At 59.5% G+C, this 21,269-nt stretch carries 19 protein-coding genes and 1 pseudogene; 12 read left to right on the forward strand and 8 right to left on the reverse strand.

Annotated elements, in window-relative coordinates:
- Positions 1–3: 3 nt before the first annotated feature.
- Positions 4–936 (reverse strand): homocysteine S-methyltransferase, encoded by a 933-nt coding sequence (gene mmuM, locus ABLU67_RS18025; protein WP_202019557.1) that lies wholly within the window; start codon positions 934–936, stop codon positions 4–6.
- Positions 923–2,329 (reverse strand): S-methylmethionine permease, encoded by a 1,407-nt coding sequence (gene mmuP / locus ABLU67_RS18030; RefSeq protein ID WP_004848117.1) that lies wholly within the window; start codon positions 2,327–2,329, stop codon positions 923–925. Before mmuP ends, mmuM begins: the two co-directional genes overlap by 14 nt.
- A gap of 290 nt (positions 2,330–2,619) precedes the next feature.
- Here mmuP and eat point away from each other — a divergent pair, with 290 nt between their 5' ends.
- From eat to eutC, 3 genes are read left to right on the forward strand one after another with little or no spacing between them, the layout of a single operon-like run.
- Positions 2,620–3,999, forward strand: coding sequence for an ethanolamine permease (gene eat, locus ABLU67_RS18035; RefSeq protein WP_004129501.1), 1,380 nt, complete (start codon positions 2,620–2,622; stop codon positions 3,997–3,999).
- Between the two features lie 11 nt (positions 4,000–4,010).
- Positions 4,011–5,399 (forward strand): ethanolamine ammonia-lyase subunit EutB, encoded by a 1,389-nt coding sequence (locus ABLU67_RS18040; RefSeq protein ID WP_049083019.1) that lies wholly within the window; start codon positions 4,011–4,013, stop codon positions 5,397–5,399.
- Positions 5,396–6,172, forward strand: a complete 777-nt coding sequence (gene eutC / locus ABLU67_RS18045; protein WP_032748163.1) for an ethanolamine ammonia-lyase subunit EutC — start codon at positions 5,396–5,398, stop codon at positions 6,170–6,172. The genes ABLU67_RS18040 and eutC overlap by 4 nt, the downstream gene beginning before the upstream one ends.
- A 260-nt stretch (positions 6,173–6,432) precedes the next feature.
- On the opposite strand, the pseudogene ABLU67_RS18050 reads toward eutC, so the two are convergent.
- Positions 6,433–6,510 (reverse strand): annotated as a pseudogene (locus tag ABLU67_RS18050) (hypothetical protein); the annotation flags it as partial.
- Positions 6,511–6,693: 183 nt separating this feature from the next.
- Between ABLU67_RS18050 and ABLU67_RS18055 the strand changes: the two are divergent.
- From ABLU67_RS18055 to ABLU67_RS18075, 5 genes are read left to right on the forward strand one after another with little or no spacing between them, the layout of a single operon-like run.
- Positions 6,694–7,800, forward strand: coding sequence for an ABC transporter substrate-binding protein (locus tag ABLU67_RS18055; protein WP_024359092.1), 1,107 nt, complete (start codon positions 6,694–6,696; stop codon positions 7,798–7,800).
- Between the two features lie 20 nt (positions 7,801–7,820).
- Positions 7,821–8,720: a branched-chain amino acid ABC transporter permease gene (locus ABLU67_RS18060; protein WP_042944420.1), complete on the forward strand. Its 900-nt coding sequence runs from the start codon at positions 7,821–7,823 to the stop codon at positions 8,718–8,720.
- Complete coding sequence (locus ABLU67_RS18065; protein WP_014228114.1) at positions 8,720–9,769, forward strand: branched-chain amino acid ABC transporter permease; 1,050 nt, start codon at positions 8,720–8,722, stop codon at positions 9,767–9,769. The genes ABLU67_RS18060 and ABLU67_RS18065 overlap by 1 nt, the downstream gene beginning before the upstream one ends.
- Complete coding sequence (locus ABLU67_RS18070; RefSeq protein ID WP_014228113.1) at positions 9,756–10,538, forward strand: ABC transporter ATP-binding protein; 783 nt, start codon at positions 9,756–9,758, stop codon at positions 10,536–10,538. The genes ABLU67_RS18065 and ABLU67_RS18070 overlap by 14 nt, the downstream gene beginning before the upstream one ends.
- A complete protein-coding gene (locus ABLU67_RS18075; protein ID WP_004848112.1) occupies positions 10,531–11,226 on the forward strand; it encodes an ABC transporter ATP-binding protein in 696 nt (231 codons plus the stop codon). Before ABLU67_RS18070 ends, ABLU67_RS18075 begins: the two co-directional genes overlap by 8 nt.
- Positions 11,227–11,333: 107 nt before the next feature.
- On the opposite strand, the gene ABLU67_RS18080 is transcribed toward ABLU67_RS18075, so the two are convergent.
- A complete protein-coding gene (locus tag ABLU67_RS18080) occupies positions 11,334–11,516 on the reverse strand; it encodes a hypothetical protein (RefSeq protein WP_004129481.1) in 183 nt (60 codons plus the stop codon).
- A gap of 1,125 nt (positions 11,517–12,641) precedes the next feature.
- Between ABLU67_RS18080 and ABLU67_RS18085 the strand changes: the two genes are divergently transcribed.
- Genes ABLU67_RS18085 through ABLU67_RS18100 form a run of 4 tightly spaced genes read left to right on the forward strand, consistent with a single transcriptional unit; the run spans position 12,642 to position 15,705 of the window.
- Positions 12,642–13,451, forward strand: a complete 810-nt coding sequence (locus ABLU67_RS18085) for an ABC transporter substrate-binding protein (RefSeq protein ID WP_014228110.1) — start codon at positions 12,642–12,644, stop codon at positions 13,449–13,451.
- A 13-nt stretch (positions 13,452–13,464) separates the two neighbouring features.
- The gene (locus tag ABLU67_RS18090; RefSeq protein WP_014837542.1) at positions 13,465–14,283 is read left to right on the forward strand and encodes an amino acid ABC transporter ATP-binding protein; all 819 of its coding nucleotides are present in this window, start codon (positions 13,465–13,467) and stop codon (positions 14,281–14,283) included.
- Positions 14,280–15,032, forward strand: a complete 753-nt coding sequence (locus ABLU67_RS18095) for an amino acid ABC transporter permease (protein WP_014228108.1) — start codon at positions 14,280–14,282, stop codon at positions 15,030–15,032. Before ABLU67_RS18090 ends, ABLU67_RS18095 begins: the two co-directional genes overlap by 4 nt.
- Positions 15,022–15,705, forward strand: coding sequence for an amino acid ABC transporter permease (locus tag ABLU67_RS18100; protein WP_025107213.1), 684 nt, complete (start codon positions 15,022–15,024; stop codon positions 15,703–15,705). Before ABLU67_RS18095 ends, ABLU67_RS18100 begins: the two co-directional genes overlap by 11 nt.
- Positions 15,706–15,732: 27 nt before the next feature.
- Here ABLU67_RS18100 and ABLU67_RS18105 read toward each other — a convergent pair whose 3' ends face one another.
- Genes ABLU67_RS18105 through ABLU67_RS18120 form a run of 4 tightly spaced genes read right to left on the reverse strand, consistent with a single transcriptional unit; the run spans position 15,733 to position 21,258 of the window.
- On the reverse strand, positions 15,733–16,437 hold the full coding sequence (locus ABLU67_RS18105; RefSeq protein WP_014837540.1) for a fimbria/pilus periplasmic chaperone: 705 nt from the start codon (positions 16,435–16,437) through the stop codon (positions 15,733–15,735).
- Positions 16,406–18,019, reverse strand: a complete 1,614-nt coding sequence (locus ABLU67_RS18110) for a hypothetical protein (protein WP_254540081.1) — start codon at positions 18,017–18,019, stop codon at positions 16,406–16,408. Before ABLU67_RS18110 ends, ABLU67_RS18105 begins: the two co-directional genes overlap by 32 nt.
- 19 nt (positions 18,020–18,038) lie before the next feature.
- On the reverse strand, positions 18,039–20,564 hold the full coding sequence (locus ABLU67_RS18115) for a fimbrial biogenesis outer membrane usher protein (RefSeq protein WP_046877023.1): 2,526 nt from the start codon (positions 20,562–20,564) through the stop codon (positions 18,039–18,041).
- A gap of 25 nt (positions 20,565–20,589) precedes the next feature.
- The gene (locus tag ABLU67_RS18120) at positions 20,590–21,258 is read right to left on the reverse strand and encodes a hypothetical protein (protein ID WP_014228103.1); all 669 of its coding nucleotides are present in this window, start codon (positions 21,256–21,258) and stop codon (positions 20,590–20,592) included.
- Positions 21,259–21,269 lie beyond the last annotated feature (11 nt).

Here is a 21,269-nt window from a genome sequence, read left to right on the forward strand (position 1 = left end):
AACTCAACGCCGGGCGTTCAGTTCGGCAATATCCTTCGGCGTCGTGCGGCAGCAGCCGCCAATCAGCTTCGCCCCCGCCGCCAGCCACTGGGGTAAATATTCCGCCAGCCTTGCACAGGCTTCGCCGTGGTGATGCCAGGTCTTGGATACCGCGTCATAGTGCTCCCCGGAATTAGGATAAACCACCAGCGGCAGCGCCGTCAGGCTATGCAGATGCGCCAGCGCGGCGGTGGTGTTCTCCAGCGCGATACAGTTAATGCCCAGCGCCACCACCTGCGGATAGTTTGCCAGCACCCCAACCACTTCCCGCAGCGGCGTGCCGTCGCTGAGATGCTGCGCATCGCGCAGGGTAAACGAGAACCACGCGCGCGCGCGCGGATAGGCGGTCAGCAGCTCCGCCAGCGCCTTCATCTCGGCGAAATTCGGCATCGTTTCGCAGGCCAGCAGATCGGCCCCGGCGTCGAGCAGCGCTTCCACGCGCGGACGATGAAACGCCTGAAATTCCTCACGGCTGCGGACATAATCGCCGCGATACTCCGAACCGTCCGCCAGGAAGGCGCCGTACGGCCCGACCGAACCGGCAACCAGCAGCGCGCCCGCCTGCGGGTTTTCCGCCAGATACGCCTCCCGCGCCTTGCGGGCCAGCTCAACGCTTTTGCCGATCAGCGCTTTCGACTGCGCTTCATCGAGGCCGCGGGCGGCAAAGCCCGCCGGCGTCGCCTGATAGCTGGCGGTGATCGCCACCTGCGCGCCGGCGCGGAAATAGTCGAGGTGAACTTCGCGGATAAGCTCCGGGTTGTCGACCAGCACTTTCGCCGACCACAGGCTGTCGGCAAGATTGCAGCCGCGCGCTTCCAGCTCCGTCGCCATCGCGCCGTCCAGCAGGATAAAGGGCTTTGCGTCAAGGAGGGCGGTTAACGGATTATTCTGCGACATGTTGAGGCTCCTGGGTGAGTTTCCGTGAACGAGTCAGATAATACGCACCATAACACAGTGCCACGAACGGGATCCCGCACCACAGCGCAATCCTCTGACTCGGGTCAAACGCCAGACCCACGCAGGCCACCAGGCAAAGCACAAATCCCAGCGCCGGCACCAGCGGATACCACGGCGCGCGATAGTGCAGTTCGCTTAGCGCCTTCCCCTGCTGCAGATGGCGGCGGCGGAACATAAAGTGCGAGGCGCAGATGCTCAGCCATACCGCCACCACCGCGAAGCCGGAAATCGCCGACAGCGCGACAAACACCGTATCCGGGGCCACGACGCTGGAGAAGAGCGCCAGCACGCCGCCGAGCATGCTCACCGAAATCGCCGTCAGCGGCACGCCGTTTTTAGTTAATTTAGTAAAACAGGCCGGCAGCGTTTTTTCATTGGAGAGCGACCACAGCATCCGCCCGGAGGCGTAGAGGCCAGAGTTGGCCGCCGACAGAATCGCCGTCAGGATCACAAAGTTAAAGATATCCGCCGCGTAAGGGATCCCCACCTTTTCGAACACCAGCACAAACGGGCTTTTCTCGACTCCCGCCTGCTGCATCGGGATCAGCGCCGCCAGCACGAAGACGGTGCCGATAAAAAAGATAATCAACCGGGCGATGGTGGTGCGAATGGCCACCGGAATGACTTTGTGCGGATTCTCCGTTTCCCCCGCCGCGATGCCGATAAGCTCGGTGCCGGAGAAAGCGAAGTTAACCGCCACCATGGTCATCAGGATCGGCAGACCGCCGTGCGGGAACCAGCCTTCGGCGGTGAGATTGCGCAGCCCCGGCGCCGGGGAGCCATCCTGCATCGGAATGATGCCGAAGATCGCCGCCCCGCCGAGAATAATAAAGGCAATAATGGTGACCACCTTCACCAGCGAGAACCAGAATTCACCTTCGGCAAAGAAGCGGGTGGAGATAACGTTGAGGGCGAAAATCACCGCGCAGAACACCACGCACCAGACCCATACCGGCACCTGCGGGAACCAGTACTGCATGCAGAATCCGGCGGCGGTGAAGCTTGAGCCAAGCGCGACGGTCCAGGTTAGCCAGTAGAGCCAGGCGACGGTGTACCCGGTCGCCGGGCCGAGATAGCGGGCGGCGTAGACGTGAAACGCCCCGGTTTCCGGCATCGCCACCGAGAGTTCGCCCAGACACTGCATCACCAGCCAGACCACCAGCGCGCCAATCAGATAGGCCAGCAGCGTACCCGCCGCTCCGGTGGTGGAGATGATATAGCCGGTATTAAAAAATAGCCCTGTGCCAATAACGCCACCCAGCGACAGCATAATCAGGTGGCGGGTCTTCATGGTGCGCTTAAGCTGCCCACCTTGTTGTTGTGTTGTTTGCATTTGACCTCATGGGCGTATAGACATCTAAACATCCAGATAAGAGATTCCTTATACCCCGCCTATCGCCAAATTGCAAAGCGGCCTGGCGCGATGGCGCAAAAAAGACGCTGGCGCCATCGTGCACCAGTAACGCCACATTTGCGGGCAGCTGCACCACGGCGACTCTCCCGCCGGGCGCAGTCTGCCCCTTTTTTGATCCTCGTTGGCGTAAACCGCCGCGTTTATCGGTGGTATGCCCTGGCATTCTCTTTGCAACCCTCCCGATATCTTTATCTGGCGAGGCAACGAACATGACAGAGCAAACCACAACGCTAAAAAGAACGCTCGGCAGTTTCCGCTTATGGGGGATCGCCGTTGGGCTGGTTATTTCCGGAGAGTATTTTGGCTGGAGCTACGGCTGGTCCCAGGCCGGGACGCTGGGCTTTATGATCGTCGCGCTGGCCATCGCCGCGATGTACTGCGCCTTTATTTTTAGCTTTACCGAGCTGACCACCGCCATTCCGCATGCGGGCGGGCCTTTTGCCTACGCCTACCGCGCCTTTGGCCCGACCGGCGGGTTTATCGCCGGCTTCGCGACCCTGATTGAATTCGTCTTCGCCCCGCCCGCCATCGCCATGGCCATCGGCGCCTATCTTAACGTGCAGTTTCCGGCGCTCGACCCCAAATGGGTGGCCTGCGGCGCCTACATCATCTTTATGACGCTGAATATTCTCGGCGTGGGTATCGCCGCGACCTTTGAGCTGGTGGTGACGTTATTAGCGATTTTCGAACTGCTGGTGTTTATGGGCGTTGTCGCGCCGGGCTTCTCCTGGAGCCACTTTACTGCTAACGGCTGGGCGGGCGCGGAGAGCTTCAGCGGCCTGGCGCTGCCGGGGATGTTTGCCGCCATCCCGTTCGCTATCTGGTTCTTTCTGGCGATTGAAGGCGCATCGATGGCCGCCGAAGAGGCGAAGGATCCGCAGCGCACCATTCCCCGGGCGCTGGGCGGCGGCATCCTGACCCTGACCGTGCTGGCGATTGGCGTGATGATTTTTGCCGGCGGCGTGGGCGACTGGCGAACCCTGGCCAATATTAACGACCCGCTGCCGCAGGCGATGAAAATGGTGGTCGGCAACAGCAGCGGCTGGCTGCATATGCTGGTGTGGCTGGGGCTCTTCGGCCTGGTGGCCTCGTTCCACGGGATTATCATGGGCTACTCGCGGCAGATTTACTCGCTGGCGCGCGCGGGCTATCTCCCCGCCAGCCTGGCGACGCTGAACCGCCGCACCCGCACGCCGCATCTGGCGATCCTCGCCGGGGGCGTGGTGGGCATCGCCGCCATTTTCTCCGATTCGCTGATCACCATTAGCGGGATGCCGCTGACCGCCTGTATCGTCACGATGTCGGTATTTGGCGCTATTGTTATGTATATCACCTCGATGGCGGCGCTGTTTAAACTGCGCCGCAGCGAGCCGAAGCTGATTCGACCGTTCCGCGCACCGCTCTATCCGTGGGCGCCGGCCTTCGCGCTGGCCATGGCGGTACTCTGCCTGGTGGCGATGGTCTGGTACAACACGCTGCTGGCGCTGATTTTCGCCGCCATGATGCTCGGCGGCTACCTGTGGTTTCGCAAGACCGCAGCGGCCCGCCAGCGCGCGGCGGTGGATCCGCAGCTGCGTACGGTCTCCTGAGGAGGCGACACATGTATAAAACTACGCTATCGGGCCAGGTATGGCGCTTTGATAGTCTGAAAACCTTGATGGCGAAGGCCTCTCCTGCGCGTTCCGGCGACGCGCTGGCGGGCGTTATCGCCGGCTCCGCCGAAGAGCGGATGGCGGCAAAAATGGCGCTGGCGGAGGTTCCCCTCACGGAGATTCTCGATAATCCGCTGATTCCCTACGAGCAGGATGAGGTGACCCGGCTGATCCTCGATACCCACGACGCCCGGGGCTTCGCGGCGATTAGCCATCTTACGGTCGGCGATTTTCGCGACTGGCTGCTCGACGACGCCACCGATGAAGCGGCGCTGCGCCAGGTCGCCCGCGCGATAACCCCGGAGATGGCCGCCGCGGTCAGCAAGCTGATGCGCAATCAGGATCTGATCCTCGCCGCCAGCAAATGCCGAGTCATCACCCGTTTTCGCAATACCATCGGCCTGCCGGGGCGCCTGAGCGTGCGCCTGCAGCCCAATCACCCGACCGATGATATGAAAGGCATCGCCGCCAGCATGCTCGACGGCCTGCTGTACGGCGCCGGGGACGCGGTGATCGGCATCAATCCGGCCAGCGACAGCCTGCCGGTGCTGGCGCAGCTGAACCATATGCTTGACGATATTATTCAGCGCTTCGCCATCCCCACCCAGTCGTGCATTTTGACCCACGTCACCAACACCCTGCAGCTGATTGAGCGCGGCGCGCCGGTGGATCTGGTGTTCCAGTCGGTGGCCGGTACCGAAGCCGCCAACAGCGGTTTCGGCATTAATCTGGCGCTGCTGCAGGAAGCGCGGGAAGCGGCGCTTAGCCTGAACCGCGGCACGCTGGGCAACAACGTGATGTATTTTGAAACCGGCCAGGGCAGCTGTCTTTCCGCCAACGCCCACCACGGCGTTGATCAGCAGACCTGCGAAGCCCGGGCCTATGCCGTCGCCCGCCATTTTGAGCCGCTGCTGGTCAATACGGTGGTGGGCTTTATCGGCCCGGAGTATCTGTACGATGGTAAGCAGATTATCCGCGCCGGGCTGGAAGATCACTTCTGCGGCAAGCTGATGGGGCTGCCCATCGGCTGCGACGTTTGCTACACCAATCACGCCGAAGCGGATCAGGACGATATGGATACCCTGCTGACGCTGCTCTGCGCGGCCGGGCTGACCTTTTTGATCGGCGTTCCGGGGGCTGACGATATTATGCTCAACTACCAAAGCACCTCGTTCCACGATGCCCTTTACGCCCGCCGACTGCTGGGTTTACAGCATGCGCCTGAGTTCGCTGACTGGCTGACGAAGATGCAAATTATTGACCGTCACGGCGCGCTGCGTCTGACCGATGCCCGCCATCCGCTGCTTTCCGTCCTGCCGCAAGGAGAACCGGTATGAATCCTCCCGACGCCTGGAACCCGCTGCGTGAATTTACCGATGCGCGGATTGCGCTGGGGCGCAGCGGCGCCAGCCTGCCGACCCGCGAAGTGCTGAATTTCGGCCTCGCCCACGCCCGGGCGCGCGATGCCATTCACCAGCCTTTCGCCAGCGACCAGTTAGTCCAGCCGCTGGCGGAGCTGGGGCTGTCGACGCTGACCGTCCGCAGCGCCGCCAGCGATCGCCATGTCTATCTGAATCGCCCGGATCTGGGGCGACAGCTGAACGAAGAGAGCCGCGCCGACCTCGCCGCCAGCGGCGCGCGCCCCGCCGACCTGCTGCTGGTGATTGGCGACGGGCTGTCGTCGTACGCCGTGCAGCGCCAGGCGGTGCCGCTGATTCGCGCCCTGCTGCCCTATCTGAAAACCCTCGGCCTGAGCCTGGCCCCGGTGGTGCTGGCGCACCAGTCGCGGGTCGCGCTGGGCGATGATATAGGCGAAACGCTGAAGGCCAGAGCGGTGGCGATATTGATTGGCGAAAGGCCCGGGCTCTCCTCGCCGGATAGCCTCGGGGTGTATTTAACCTGGCAGCCGCATCGTCAGCGGCTGGAGTCGGAGCGCAACTGTATTTCTAATATCCGTCCGGAAGGACTGAGCTTTGATGCCGCCGCATTTAAACTGGCCTGGCTACTGGAGCAGGCCTTTTTGCGGCGGCTTACCGGAGTGCGCCTGAAAGACGAAAGCGATAATCCGGCGCTGCATGGAAAAATAAAACCGTTGAGCCATTTAAAATAATAAGTCACGCAGGCAGCAGAATAGATTTTTAATATTATCTGGCGCACCTGAATATTATATTCGGGTGCGCGCTAAAATTGCGGGTTTTCCAGGCCGGGTAAGGCGTCAGCCGCCACCTGGCAAAATGCGTTAACCGTACCAAAAACAGTATTTACATCAGCCTTATGCCCTCTCCTGGAGGTAATAAGAATATTGCATGAGTAAAAACGAAACGGACGTTGTAAGGTAAATCCGCATACCAAATATATCTCGTTATCTATTCAACATAACAGCCAATAATTCGCCGGATACGCTGGCGAATTATGTCTCAATGTTATGCAGTCATTGATAGTTAAAGATATACCCAAAATAATTCGAGTTGCAGGAAGGCGGCGACGCAGTGAATCCCCAGGAGCTTACTGAAGTAAGTGACTGGGGTGAGCGAGGAAAGCCAACGCACAAGCAACTTGAAGTATGAAGGGTATAAATAATCGACCGACGGTGAGGTAACAATGAACAAGTTTTCCGGGAAAGCGTCTTTAATGGCCACGCTGGTTGCCGCGTGGGTCGGTGCCAGCAGCGCGCAGGCGGCTGAAATTAAAATCGGCGTGGTCTTGCCGCTGAGCGGCGCGCTGAGCGGCTACGGTCAGCCTTCGCAAAAAGGGCTGGATATTATCCAGAGCATTACGCCGACGTTAAAAAACGGCGACACCGTGAAGCTTATCGTGATCGACGATAAGAGCGATAAGGTTGAAGCCGCTAACGCCATGCAGCGCCTGGTTTCCAGCGATAAAGTCGATGCGGTGATCGGCGAAGTCACCTCCTCCAATACCCTGGCGATGACCAAAATCGCCGACGACAGCAAAACGCCGCTGGTCTCCTCAACCGCGACCAACGACCGCGTTACCCGCAACCACCCTTACGTCAGCCGGGTCTGCTTCTCCGACAGCTTCCAGGGCGTGGTCGGCGCTAACCTCGCCTCGCGCGATCTGAAAGCCAAAACCGCCGCCATCGTCTTCGACAGCAGCAACGACTACTCCGTCGGCCTGGCGAAGGCCTTTCGCACGCAGTTCCTGAAAAACGGCGGCACCATTCCTATCGAAGTTCAGGCTCCCGGCGGCAGCAAAGACTTTAAGGCCCAGCTGGCCAGCGTGAAGGCGAAGAACGTCGACATGATCTATATGCCGATCTACTACACCGAAGGGGCGCTGATCGCCGTACAGGCGAAGCAGCTGGGGCTGAGCAAGCCGGTGGTCGGCGGCGACGGGCTGGCGGCGGATCAGGTCTTTTTTGACGTCGGCAAAGACGCGGTCAACGGCTATATGACCACCGACTACTACTCGCCGAACGCCAAAGAGCAAACGCCGGCGGGCGAGGTGTTTATCAAAGCCTGGGAAGCCAAATACCAGCAGCCGACCCACACCTGGGGCGCGATGGCGGCGGACGCCTATAACGTCATTATCAACGCCATGAACCAGTGCAGCGACCCGCACGACCGGGTTTGCGTTAACGAAAAAATTCGCGCCACTAAGGACTTCCAGGGCGTAACCGGCACGCTGACGTTACAAAACGGCGACGCTATCCGCAGCGCGGTCATCAACGAAGTGAAGGATGGCAAGCTGGCGTTTCGTACCGTGGTTAATCCTTAAGGTTTTATAAGGGATATCAGATGGATGGTGCCATTTTTCTCCAGCAAGTGGTCAATGGAATGAGCCTTGGGGGCATGTACGCCCTAATTGCCATCGGTTATACGATGGTTTATGGGGTGCTGCGCCTGATCAACTTCGCCCATGCGGACGTAATGATGGTCGGGGCGTTTACCACCCTGTTTTTGTTTTCTTCCATTGGGCTACCCTTCGGGGTAGCCGTTTTCCTGACCCTCGCGCTGTGCGGCCTGTTCGGCATGCTGATCGACCGGGTGGCCTATCGCCCGCTGCGTCAGGCATCAAAAATCTCCATGCTGATCACCGCCATCGGCGTCAGCTTCTTCCTCGAAAACCTGTTCAACGTGCTGTTTGGCGGCAGCTCGCGCTTCTTTTCCGCACCGGAATTTTTCAACAACACCCGCGCCTTTGGTAACGTGATTATCACCAACGTGGCGTGGATCGTGCCGCTGATCACCGTCCTGCTGCTGCTGGCGATCCTCTGGCTGCTGTACCGCACCCGCTACGGGATGGCGATCCGCGCGGTGGCCTTCGACGTTAATACCGTGCGCCTGATGGGCATCGACGCCAACCGCATTATCTCGCTGGTGTTCGCCCTCGGCAGCAGCCTCGCGGCGCTGGGCGGGGTGTTCTACTCCATCAGCTATCCGACCATCGACCCGCTGATGGGCGTGCTGATCGGCCTGAAGGCCTTCGCCGCCGCGGTGCTCGGCGGAATCGGCAGCGTCACCGGCGCGGTGCTCGGCGGCTTTATTCTCGGCTTTACCGAGGTGGTGGCGGTCGCTCTGTTTCCCGAGCTGGGCGGTTACAAAGACGCCTTTGCCTTTATGTTCTTGATTCTGGTCCTCTTGTTCCGCCCGGTTGGCATTATGGGCGATGAACGTCTGGAAAGGAGCCGTTTCTGATGCTCAACGCTACGACTACCGCCGGGGCGCAGCTGCGCAACCTGGTCATTATTGCTCTCTGCGTCGCGCTGCTGGCCGGGATCAACGTCGTCTTCAACGACTACATTACTCGCGTCATCAGCACCATTTTCGTCTTTATGATCCTCGCGGTCAGCTATAACCTGATCAACGGCGTGACCGGCCAGCTGTCGCTGGAGCCCAACGGCTTTGTGGCGGTCGGCGCTTACGTCACCGCCCTGCTGATCCTCCCCAGCGACAGCAAGCTGGATATGTTTGAGATGGCCGCCCCCAGCCCGTGGATCCTCGTGCTGCACGCCGGGTTCCTGCCCGCGCTGCTCATTAGCGGCCTGTGCGCGGCGGCGCTGGCGGTTTGCCTTGCCCTGCCGGTCTTCCGCGTGCGCGGCGACTACCTGGCGATTGTGACCCTCGGCTTCGGCTTTATCATTAAAATCCTCGCTATCAACAATCCGCAGATCACCAACGGCGCCATTGGCCTCAACGATATTCCGCAGCAGCCGCATCTCCTGTTCTGGTGCGGGCTGTTCGCCCTGCTGGCGACCGGGATGATTTTGCAGCTGGTGTGGTCGAAGTACGGGCGAATGATGAAAGCGGTGCGCGACGACGAAGACGCCGCTATCGCCATGGGCGTGAACACGTTTCGCATTAAAACCTGCGCCTTCGCCACCAGCGCCTTCTTCGAAGGGATCGGCGGCGGACTGCTGGCCTCGCTGCTGACCACCATCTCGCCGGGCCTGTTCGACTTTATGCTCACCTTCCAGCTGCTGATTATTATCGTGCTCGGCGGCCTGGGCAGCACCACCGGCGCGCTGCTCGGCACCGTACTGGTGGTCGGCAGCGGCGAGTGGCTGCGCTTTCTCGACCAGCCGCTCCAGTTCTTCGGTCACGATCTCGGCGCGTATCCGGGCCTGCGGATGGTGGTGTTCTCGCTGCTGCTGCTGATCATCATGCTGTTCGCCCGCGAAGGTCTGCTGGGCAAAAAAGAGATTTGGCAAGTGGGCAAAAGGGGCCGCGGCTATGGCGCAAAATAAGGTCATTTTACAGGTGCAGGACGTGACCATGCAGTTCGGCGGCCTGCGGGCCATCGACAGCGTCAGTTTCCACGTCGACGAAGCGGAAATTTTTGGCCTGATTGGCCCCAACGGCGCGGGCAAAACCACGATGTTCAACGTCATCACCGCCAACTATAAGCCGACCAGCGGCAGCGTGACCCTGGCGGGAAAGTCGCTGAAGGGGCTGAAGCCGAACCGGGTGGTCAACGCCGGGATTGCCCGCACCTTTCAGAATATCCGCCTGTTCAACTCGATGACGGTATTAGAAAACGTGATGGTCGGCCTCGACAGCGCCAGCCGCTATTCGCTGCTGGAAGCGGCGCTGCATATTGGCCGCTACTTCCCCGCCGAGCGGGCGGCAAAGGCCAAAGCGATGGCGATTCTGGACGATATCGGTATCGCCCATTTCGCCGACGTGCAGGCCACCAACCTCAGCTACGGCAACCAGCGCAAGGTGGAGATCGCCCGCGCGCTGGCGACGTCGCCAAAATTGCTGCTGCTCGACGAGCCCGCCGCCGGGATGAACCCGAAAGAGACGGAGGATCTGGCGGATCTGATCTTCCGCATGCGTAACGACTATCAGCTCAGCGTACTGCTGATCGAGCACGATATGCCGTTCGTCAACAAGCTGTGCGAGCGGGTGATGGTGCTGGAGTACGGCAAACCGCTGTTTAGCGGCCTGATGTCCGAAGCCATTCAGGATCCGGACGTGATTTCCGCCTACCTGGGGGACGTTCGTTATGCTTAGCGCGCGCGAGTTAAAAGTGTTTTACGGCGTGATTCAGGGGCTGAAAGGGGTGGACATTGATATTCACGATCGGGAGATTGTGACCCTTATCGGCAGCAACGGTGCCGGGAAAACCTCCACCCTCAACGGGATCGTCAACCTGGTGCGTTCCACGGGGCGGGTCAATTTTCTCAACGAGGATATTTCCCGCAGCCAGACGCATCAGATTGTGCGTAAGGGGCTGGCGCTGGTGCCAGAAGGACGGCGCATCTTCACCAACCTGACCATCGAAGAAAATCTGCGCATGGGGGCCTACAACAATCTCGCCGGCTTTACCCGCCTGCGCGATCGCATGTACAGCCTGTTTCCCCGGCTGAAAGAGCGGCGCAGCCAGATGGCGGGAACCATGAGCGGCGGCGAGCAGCAGATGCTGGCGATCGCCAGAGCGTTGATGAGCGAGCCGGTACTGCTGATGCTCGATGAGCCAAGCCTCGGCCTGGCGCCGAAAATTGTCGGGGAGCTGTTTGCGACGATTAAGCAGCTGCGGGAAGAGAATATTACCGTGCTGCTGGTAGAGCAGAACGCCACGGCGGCGTTGACCATCGCCGATCGCGCCTATGTGCTGGAGAATGGGAAGATTATGCTCTCTGGTCCGGCGCCGGAGGTGCTGGCGAATCCGGAAATCAAACGGATGTATCTGGGGGGATAAAGCTGTTCAGGGCTGCGGCTTCGCTTCCTGCGTCGCCGCAACCGCAAACAGCCTCGCGCTACACAAAGCACACCTCGTTCCAGTAGGCTTCACGCGTCCTGCGCCGCTCAGTATGTTTTATCATGGCGAAACCACCTTGTTTCAACGTTGCCGAGCTCAATTCCGTAGAGACTGGCGACCGGTAATATTGCCTCCATGATGCGTTGGGTATCCTGCTGACCGGCTTCACCGCCGGATCCAGATAAAGAAGCCAGCCAGCCCGTTATGCGTTGCCACAGCGCCACTTTCATTTTTCTCCTCCGTCGGGAAGCATTTTTGCCTGTGTCTATTTCAACCACAGTTGACGGCGGGCAGGAAATATCAATTCCGGATTTGTAATTCTGTGGGATGCATATTGGGGCCTTTCCCGGATTGCGACGTAAACGTCTTATCCGGGCTACACGACCCCAGACGACTGAGGCCCCGTAGCCCAGCCAAGCGCAGCGCAGGCTGGGAAGGACCCGCAGCGTTTGCCGAAGCCTGATTTGTAATTCTATGCGTAAGGGTTCCGTTCACTCGCAATCTGCAGAAAATGCCTCACCGCTACCCGTGAACGGGTAAAGGGGGAGAAAACCGTCTCCCCCTTTACAATCCCCGCGGTCCCGCAAAGAAATCGGTGCTGCGCACTGCGCTCACCTCCCGGTCCTCAGCCTGCGGTCGGCTCAACTCGACATCACTGTCTCGATTCGCCTCTGGCCGCCATCCCTGGCGGCCAGCCCTTGTCTTCCGACCTCCGGTTCGCCGATTTCAGCGGGCACCAGGGCATCGCTGCGAGTCTTGTGATTTCAGAAAGATACCAATAGCTGACGGAATGTCTCCCCAGGCCCCGTAGCCCAGCCAAGCGCAGCGCAGGCTGGGAAGGACCCGCAGCGTTTGCCGAAGCCTGATTTGTAATTCTATGCGTAAGGGTTCCGTTCACTCGCAATCTGCAGAAAATGCCTCACCGCTACCCGTGAACGGGTAAAGGGGGGAGAAAACCGTCTCCCCCTTTACAATCCCCGCGGTCCCGCAAAGAAATCGGTGCTGCGCACTGCGCTCACCTCCCGGTCCTCAGCCTGCGGTCGGCTCAACTCGACATCGCTGTCTCGATTCGCCTCTGGCCGCCATCCCTGGCGGCCAGCCCTTGTCTTCCGACCTCCGGTTCGCCGATTTCAGCGGGCACCAGGGCATCGCTGCAAGTCTTGTGGTTTCAGAAAGATACCAATAGCTGACGGAATGTCTCCCCAGTTTGGTGGCACAGAGCCGGGTAAACAATATCCACAACTTTGTTAAGTTCTTTTTCGTTATAGATAAGAACTTTTTCTTCTTTGCCGCCGACGGGCGATTTGTGGGAGCGTGATAAACACAAAACAAAACAGGGATTCAGGGGAATAACAATGCGCATTGCAAAAACAAAAATCGCGCTGGCGCTGGGCATGCTGGTGCTCGCCGCGCAGGCTCAGGCCGATCAACTAGCCGATATCAAAGCCGCCGGCGTGGTCAAAGTCGCCACCTTCGACGCCAACCCGCCGTTCGGCTCGGTAGACCCGAAAACGCATAAAATCGTCGGCTACGACGTGGACTTCGCCGAAGCGCTGGCAAAATCGCTCGGCGTCAAGCTGGAGCTGGTCGCCACCAACCCGGCCAACCGCATTCCGCTGCTGCAATCCGGTAAGGCCGACCTGATCGTCGCCGATATCACCATCACCCCGGAACGCGCCCAGGTGATTGATTTCTCAACGCCTTACTTCGTGACCGGCCAGCAGTTCCTCGTCCCGGCAAAATCGCCGGATAAGCTCGATGATTACAGCAAAGCGCGCATCGGCGCGGTAAAAGGCACCACCGGCGAACAGGCGCTGCATCAGCGTTTCCCGCAGTCGCGCGTGCTCTCTTATGACGATATTCCGCTGGCGCTGACCGCCCTGCGCAACGGCAACGTGCAGGCCATCACCCAGGACAGCACCATCCTCGCCGGACTGCTGGCGGAAGCGCCGGACAAGGCAAACTTCAAAATCATCCCCGACCTGCTGAGCAAAGAAGAGATTGGCGTCGGCGTGAAGAAAGGCGAACCGGCCCTGCTGAAAGCGGTCAATGACGAGCTGGTCAAGCTGGAAAAAACCGGTGAAGCGGCCAAAATTTACGACGTCTGGTTTGGCCCGAGCACCAAAACCCCGCAGCCGCGCGCCTTTACTATCGAAGCGAAATAAGCAGAGAAAGATGATGTTATCGGCTCTATTTTCACGCTCCGCGGCATCGTCCGCGGATTTTTCGCATCTGCAGCGCGCCAGCATTGAGTTTCGCGATGTCGCCAAAAGCTACGGCGACCATCGGGTGCTGAACGGCGTAAATTTACAGGTTGAACCCGGCGAAGTAGTGGCGATCCTCGGCCCTTCGGGATCGGGCAAATCAACCCTGATCCGCCTGATCAATCAGCTGGAATCCCTTAGCGGCGGCGAGATTCTGATCGACGGCAAACCGACGCGCCAGCTTACCGGCAGCGCCCTGCGCCAGCTGCGCAGCCGGGTCGGCTTCGTTTTTCAGCAGTTTAATCTCTACGCCCACCTGACGGCGCAGGAGAATATTACCCTCGCGCTGGAACGCGTTCACGGCTGGAGCAAAAGCGCCGCCCGCGAGCGCTCGCTGGCGCTGCTCAGCCAGGTTGGCCTGGCGGATAAAGCCCGGCAGATGCCTGCCCAGCTCTCGGGCGGTCAGCAGCAGCGGGTGGCGATCGCCCGCGCCCTCGCCTCCTCGCCGCAGATCATTCTGTTCGATGAACCCACGTCGGCGCTGGACCCGGAGATGATCGGCGAAGTGCTGCAGGTCATGAAAACCCTCGCCCACAGCGGGATCACCATGGTGGTGGTGACCCACGAGATGCAGTTCGCCCGCGAGATTGCCGATCGGGTGGTGTTTATCGACGGCGGCGATATTCTCGAAGTCGCGCCGCCGGCCGAGTTTTTCGCCCGGCCGCAGCACGCCCGCACCCGCCGTTTCCTGCAGAAGGTGCTCGATCCGCTGCACCAGGAGAGTGAGGCGTGATCCCACATCTCGACTGGCATGGCGTGCTGAGCGGGCAGCCGCTGCAGTGGATCATCTCCGGTTTTCTCACCACCGTCTGGGTCAGCGTCGCGGGGATGATTCTGGCGACCGTGCTGGCCGTCCTGCTGCTGGCGCTGCGTCTCGGGGGCGGCAGGCCCGGCCGCTGGCTGGTGGCGGCCTGGGTTTCACTGTTCCGCAATACGCCGCTGCTGGTCCAGCTGCTGTTCTGGTATTTTGCCGCCTGGAATCTGCTGCCGCTGGGAGCGCGAGATTTTATCAACGACGACCACAGCTGGTCGATTCTGCCGGGCAACGTCTGGTGGCTGACGCCGGAGTTTCTCTGCTCAATGTGGGGACTCGGGGTCTTTACTTCGGCGTTTCTGATCGAAGAGATCGCCTCCGGGCTGCGCGCCGTTAGCCACGGCCAGCGGGAAGCGGCGCTGTCGCAGGGGTTTACGCCGTGGCAGGAGCTGCGCCACATTCTGCTGCCGCAGGGGCTGGCTAACGCCTGGCAGCCGATTATCGGCCAGTATCTGAACCTGATGAAGCTCTCCTCGCTGGCGAGCGGTATCGGCTTCGCCGAACTGACCTATCAGGTACGGCAAATCGAGAGCTACAACGCGCATGCGCTGGAGGCGTTTGCCGTCGGCACCGCGCTGTATCTGGCGCTTGGAGTGCTCATGGGCGTGGCGCTGACGCGTCTCGGTCCGGGAAGGGATCAGCAAAGGAGAGCCGGCTATGAACGCTAACCTGGCGGTTATCGTTGATAACCTCGATTATCTGCTGTGGGGACGGCTGGCGGACGGTATTCCCGGCGGCGTGGTGCTGACGCTGCTGATGGCAGTCGGCGCCGCCGCGCTGGCGCTGCCGGGGGGCGTGCTGCTGGCGGCCATCGCCTGGCGCTACGACGGGATCGTGCGGCGGTTGCTCTTCCTGTGGGCGGAGATTATTCGCGGCATCCCGCTGATCTTCGTCATTTTCTGGCTGTGGTATCTGCTCCCCATGCTCACCGGCAGCGACCTGCCGGGCGCGGTCACCGTCACGGTGGCGCTGGCGTGGTTTACCGCCGCGTCGGTGATGCACTCGGTGCTGGCGGGCCTGCAATCGCTGCCCCGCGGGCAGTACGAAGCGGCGCTGACCCAGGGTTTTGCCCCCGGACAGACGCTGCGCCTTATTCTGCTGCCGCAGGCTCTGCGCAACGTTCAGCCCTCGCTGGTAGGGATATTTATCGGGCTGCTCAAAGACACGTCGCTGGCGTTTATCGTCAACGTGCCGGAACTGACCACCGTCGCCGGGCAGGTCAATAACCGGGTGCAGATTTACCCGCTGGCGATATTTGTCTTTACCGGCGCGGTTTATTATCTGCTGTGCTGCGGCCTGAGCCTGCTGGCGAACCGCCGCTATGCCGGGCGTACGGTTTAGCGACGAAGCGCGAAAAAAGCTGCCCGGTTAGTTCACCGGGCAGTCTTTGGTCATTTTTATAAATTTATCGTTATAGATGATGTAGTGGTTCCCCGGTTGGCGCAGCGAGGCCTGGCGAACAACGTCCCCGGGCCGTAAATACCATGCATCCCCTTCCTCTTCCGTCGTATCGCACCCGGGCTTGATCAGCAGCTTAAACCAGGTATTCCCGGTATTGCTGACGGTGCCCGCCGCCCGATCGTAGGCCCACTTGAACCGTACCTCGCGCGGGCGCACAACCAGAATCGTGTCCATCACCACCACCGGATCCATACTCACCTCGGTACCGCTTTTATTGCGCATCACGTAATTGCGGGTGGGTATTTCACGAAAGGAGACCCGGTAATAGCGCTCACGGTCATCTTTCGGGCCGTGGTAGTAAAACTTAAAATACTCGCTCTCCCCCGCCTGCAGGGTAAGCTGACGCGGGGCAAACAGCAGCTCGCCGTCCGCCGGGCGAGAACGCACCTCTTTGCCGCCGGGGCGGTCGATAGCGACAATAGAAACCCGATACAGTCGGGCGCTTTTATTGTTATTAATCACCCGCTTAGACGCGAAGTTATCTTCCGCCGCCAGCGAGAAAGTTAAATTACCCACCGAGATGGCCTGCGCCGCGGTCGCGAAGCCGAGCGACAGCAGGCAGATAAGCATCCGCAGCAAATTAGTTAATGTTACGCCACGTCGCCTGAACATGAATTTCTCCTGAAGCACTCACTTCACCAAACCAGCCGTTATCTTCCACCGTGCGCAGCGATATCGGGTTATCCATCGGAATGGAAAACGTCACCGTCGTTTTGTCCATCTGCCCGACGTCGCCGGAAATATCCGTCCACGGCGTGGTTAACCACAGGGCGTCGGTCATATCGCGCCAGGTATCATCGCATCCGGCATCGTAGGTTTTGATGGTCCCGGTCTGGGTGGTAAACGCCAGCGTCGCCGGGAACGGTACTCTCGACGTGCCGTCGGGTGAACTAAAAATACAGTATGAACGTCCGCCGATCGCCTGCGTTGGCCCGGTCACTTTAATGAGCACTTCATCGGCGGCGGTTTTGCCGCTGGTGGTGACAATATAGCCAAAGTCCAGCGACGGCTCGCCGCTGCCCACGTAGCCTTCGCGCGTCGGCGCCGAAATGTACTCATCGGAAATAATGCTGATGCTGAAGTCGCGCGGTTTAATAATCAGGGTGTTGGAGGTCGAAAACTCGTACCAGCCTGACTCCGGCGAGGTGGTGTTATAGAAACGGAAATTAAACAGGTCTTTGGTGTTCACGTCGCTGATGCCCAGCGTGACCATCTGCTTAAAAAAGTTGCTCGAGAAAAATACGTAAACCGAGTCAGATGATTTCATCTCATTAAACGTATAGTACTGGGAGATGCCGCTCACCGGCTTCCATGAATTCCCATCCAGGCTGAACTGCATATCATAACTTCCGACCGCGGAAGCCAGCGCCGAGTTGCTGATTGCCGGAAAAATATGAATTGAGGTATTACTCAGGCCATTGTGCTGCAAATTATAGTTCACCATTTTGCAGCTCAGACCGGAACGGGAGCCGATAGTCTGGGTGCGGCAGTCGGCGTTCCCCTCGCCCAGCGTCGGGACCCCGTCGCTGTTGATAAAGACTTCCGCCAGCGCATGGGTGTTAATCAGCTTCAGGTTTGCCGCTTTAGTATGGGTGACTTTGCGCACGTACCAGTAACCTGAAGCCTGATCTTTACAGCGCGCGCCGCTGCTGGCGTCGTAGCTCACCGACGTCATGCAGGAGTTGATGGTCATCGAGAAGCTGCTGCCCACCGACATCTGCTGCAGATACTGGTAGAAAGCGTCGGACATCATGCCGTGCATCCACTTTTGTCCGCCGGGGGTCACCGTCGCGCCGTAGAAGCCGCTGGCATCGCTGGTTTGCGGCAGAATCAGGCTGGTGGCCATATCGCAGCCCGCATACCAGTTGATACAGCGCAGCCCCTGTAACGGATGAGATGCGGGAGAGTTATCCAGCCACATATCGAAGAACCAGTTGGCGTACAGACCGGTGTTATAGCCATTGTCGATATAGCCCAGGCTCTGCTGATAAATGGTGCCCGAGCCGTTATATTTCAGCCCGGTCCAGCGGTTAGCCCCGGTCATTCGCGGGTCCAGCGCGCCGCCCGGGGTGACAAAGAAGTTATCGTCCGAGTTGTTTTCCACGAAAACAAACTGCATGGCCGCCGCATCCGGCCAGGTGGTTTTGGTGACCGCGGCGTTGACCCGCGTCACGCACAGCGCCGCCGTGAACATCACTAAACATGCCAGCCATTTAGCTTTCATTACCTTCTCCTGTCTGCTGCGTGCGGGCATAGGTGGAGAGGCCGCTACAGACCACATCGCCCACCCACACCGCGCCGCGCGCCTGGCTCAGCTCCAGCGCCACTTCGCAGCTCTGGTTTTTACCGTAACTGAAATCGATGGTGGGATATTTTTTATCCACGTCCATCACAAACTCACCGTTCTCATCGGTGCGGGTACGACCGATATGGTTATTAATCCGCGCGTTAGCCAGCAGAGTGCCGTCTTCCGCGCGGATACGCCCGGAGACCGTCACCATCTGCTTCACTTCCGGCTCAATCACCGCCACGTTGCCCGGATAAAGGGTCAACTGGCTCTTACGCCCGGTCACGATATCGTAGCTATCGAGCGAGTTTTTACTGTTCTGCAGCTCCACTTCATAACGGCTGTACGGCGACAGCGGCAGGTAATTACGGTTGCCGGAGAGCTGCACAATACGGCCGTTAACCTTGGCGCTGAGCTTGCCGTCATCCTCAAGGCCGGTTTTGAAAATCACCCCGGCGTTGCCGTCGGTGCGGCCGCTGGCGGCGATATTTTTCCCCTGCCAGCCCACGCTGCCGTTGGCGGTCAGGTTGGTGTTCACATAGCCATCCACGCCGCTGTTCACATTCAGCGTGCCGGTGGAGTAGCGGGTATCAAACTGAGCATACGCGCCGCCGCTGAGGGTTTTGTCATCGCCGGTATCGCCGGAAATGGCGCGCGAAACGTTCGCGCCGATGGTGCGAATACTGCCTTCATCAAACTGTTTACGCGCCGACAGGTTGGCCATGGTGTAACCGTTCTGGTGCGTCATCCCGGCGCTGAACCAGTTGCCGAGCGGCAGCGAGAAATCGAGCGCAATATATTTCCCGGTGCTGGCGCTGCTGTCGCCGTTATTAAAGCGCTGTACGCCCGCGCGCAGGCCCAGCGATCCCCATGAGCCGGTGTAAAGCGTCTGGTAGTAATCCGCCGTGTAGTAATGGCTGTTATAGCGGCGGTCGTCGTTATAGCTGATGCTGAAGGTACCCAGCTTTGACCAGAGTGAATTGAGGTTCAGCGTGCCGCCGATGGCCCGGTTGTCGGCATTACTGCGCCGTATCCGGTCGCCAATCTGCGTTTTTTCCTGGTTGACCCACACCGAACTAAAGCCGCCGGGCAGCGTGGCGCTGATGCTGCCGATGCTGCTCCAGGAGCTGTCGCTGGCCAGCATATTCTGCAGGTTCACGTTAATGGACTCGGCGATCGGCAGGGTCAGGCGCGTCTCGGCGACGGCGTTGTTATCATAGCCGTAGCCGGTGGCCGCCCAGCTTAAGGTGCTGAACGACCCGGAGGCCGAGGCCCCCGCCAGCCAGCTATCTTTTGCCGGAAGCGTTTTTTTACCGCTTTCGGACCAGCGATCCATATGGAAGCTGCCGCCCCAGAATTGCCAGGCCAGCGGCGCGCCAGCGCCGCGTCCGCGGCTGAACAATTTATTGACCCGCTGGGTGCGTTTGCTGACCACCCGGCCGTTCACAATCACTTCAACATCGACATCATAAATCCCGTACGGCAGGCCGCGGGTGTCGACTTCATGGTTACCCATGGCAAAGTTCTGCACGCTCATCAGGCGTCCGTCGCGGGTCAGATGGACTTCCCCGGCGGCGGGTAAAAAGGCGACCACCGGCGTAGCCGACTGGGTGTTATCGAACACCGTCGAACTGGCCTGGTTGCCCCAGGAAGCGCCGTAGATCTTCCCTGCCGAAACGGCGGTCATCGGGCCAAGGGACTGTAAATTCCAGGTATCCAGCATCCCGCCCGCAAAGCGGTGACCGGCAAAGTCGCGTTCATACATCGCTTTATAGACGTCGCTGTCCTGATTGCCGGAGCCAATACCGTAAAGCGAGCCGTCCAGCACCACGTGGTGCTCGCGCAGCGCGGTAACGTTGTTCAGCGACAGATAGCTGGAGGTATTATTGCCGCCGTTGCGCATCTGATTGTTATAGACCCCGAGGTTATAGTTCAGGGTGCTGCTAAGGGTGTTGACGCTGGACTGACCGATATCTTCGCTGCGCGAGCGCAGCACCGTACCCAGCGCCTCTTTTTTTACCACCAGCTGCAGAAGCAGCTGGCGCAGGCTGAGCTGTAGCCGGGCGTCATCCGTCAGGCTAATGTTAAGATCTTTGCTGAAAGCTTCATTGGCCAGCGCGGTCAGCTGTTTGCGGGTCTGCTCGCTGACGGTGGCGTTATTATCGTTTTCTTCCAGCTGAATCTGCCGAACGCGCAGAACGCCATTATCCAGCCAGATAAAGGCATTGCCGATCCGCTGATCGTCCTGGGTACCGGTGCTGCCTTCAAGATGAATAAACAGTGGGATGCTCATTCCGTCCTGCAGCGCCTGGCTGAAGGCCTGAGGGATAATCACGCCGCCGATTTGCTGTACTTTGTCGGTGGCGGCAGTGACGCTAAACGGAACCAGCAAAATGACCATGCCGGAGGCAAGGAGTGTTTTTAATCCTGGAGCGTTCCCTGGTAGAGCCATAATGTTGATCCGTCAGAAGAAATGTCTATTTCACGGGAACAAACTGCTCGCCCTGCCAGAGCGCGACCCGTCCTTTTTTATCCGCCACATTCACGCGCGTGAAGCGCCGTTCTTTTCCCGGCATCAGGAAATAATTTTCCTTGCACTCTTTACCGTCAGCCGGCTTCAGACACGGGCCGTAGGCAAGAATGCGCAACGTCGCGTTACCGGTATTGACCAGCGTGCCGTTGGCGTACTGATAGCGGAAGTTGGCTTTTCTTGGCGCGACCACCAGGATGGTGCCGATACGCGCCGAGGCCGTAGCTACCGCGCTGCGGGTCGAGCCATTGCGCTGAGCATCGCTGAGCGCCTGATCGAACCAGACAATGCGGTAATAGCGTTCTTTATCGTCCGCCGGGCCTTTGTAGAAAAAGCGGATCACGTCGCTGGCCTTCGCGGGCAGCAGCAGACTGGCGGGGGTCAGTAAAATCTCGTCCTGCTTATCCATCGGGATCACCTTGCCACCGTCCAGCGGCGAAGAGAGGCGTTCCATATGGATGTTAATTAAGCGACCGCTGTCGGTCGTGTTCTTGATCTCTTTGCTCAGCGTGCTGCTGCCGCTGTTCATAAATGAAGAGATATCGCCCACATCCAGCGCCAGGGCTGGCGTCATTGTGCTGAGCAACAGGCCGATGGCCAGAATGTGTTTTTTCATATGAATTCAAT

It is taken from the genome of Klebsiella sp. GN_Kp190 (genome assembly GCF_040061795.1).
GTDB classification, from domain to species: Bacteria; Pseudomonadota; Gammaproteobacteria; order Enterobacterales; family Enterobacteriaceae; genus Klebsiella; species Klebsiella michiganensis.